The following is a 903-nucleotide window of genomic DNA, read 5'->3' as shown; positions in this document are numbered from 1 at the left end:
TACCATTTACATTAATTAATTGGTCAATTTTGTCCACCGTCTAGAACATAGTTGAATCACCCTTTCCGGCTCTGCAATAAATCGATTCCATGCAATGGAACACTGCTCAACAATATCGTCATATCCACTAAAGCAACGATTTGCGAGTTCATTCTGACGAAGCCATTGCCACACTTGTTCTATAGGGTTGAGTTCTGGCGAATAGGGCGGAAGCTTAAGGATACTAAGGTTATCAAAGTCCTCAGTCAGATCTTGTTGATGCCAACCTGCACCATCCATGATGACCAAAGCATGGCGACCCGATTCGGTAGCCTCTGAAATTAATTTTAAATGCTCCCACATATATTCACTGTTGGCATGCGGGGCAATAATAGCCTCTGTCGTGCCCGTTGCAGGACACACCGCACCATATAAATATGCTGATTCGAACTGTTGTTGCCTTACCGCTCGTGGTCGGGTTCCTTTCGTTGCCCAAATGCGGGTCGTGGTATTTTGCTGACCAAATCTAGCTTCATCTTGAAACCAAACATCAATGCGATCTAACGCCACATGACCAGGGGTGTTAAGGATCGTTGACAGCTGGAAGTTTTTTAAAAGCGTCCTGAATATCTTGAGATTGTTTTGGGTGTCGAGAACGGGTCGTTATCCATGACAATCCTAATTGATGCAGTAATCTGTAGATATTTGCCTGTTTAAAGGTCACCCCAAATTCAGACTGAATAAAAAGACTGACATCTCTTGCCATCAATCTTCCGCCACTCTCAGACAAGCTTTGACGTTGTACAAATTCTTTCAGATTTACCAGTTGTTTCGCCGATAGTTGAGCGGGTCTACCTGGATTATGTTTATCATCTAGGCCGCTAATGCCATGAGTTAAATAATGAGTAACCCAAGTATTTACAC

1 pseudogene is annotated in these 903 nt (G+C 43.2%); it reads right to left on the bottom strand.

What is annotated here, in order from left to right:
• Positions 1–15: 15 nt before the first annotated feature.
• A pseudogene (locus CXF78_RS00075) lies at positions 16–903 on the bottom strand (IS630-like element ISShfr2 family transposase); the annotation flags it as partial.

It is taken from the genome of Shewanella sp. 11B5, assembly GCF_002836795.1.
GTDB classification, from domain to species: Bacteria; Pseudomonadota; Gammaproteobacteria; order Enterobacterales; family Shewanellaceae; genus Shewanella; species Shewanella frigidimarina.
Note: the sequence above shows the minus strand (reverse complement) of the source record. Positions and strands in the feature narration are given on the sequence as shown.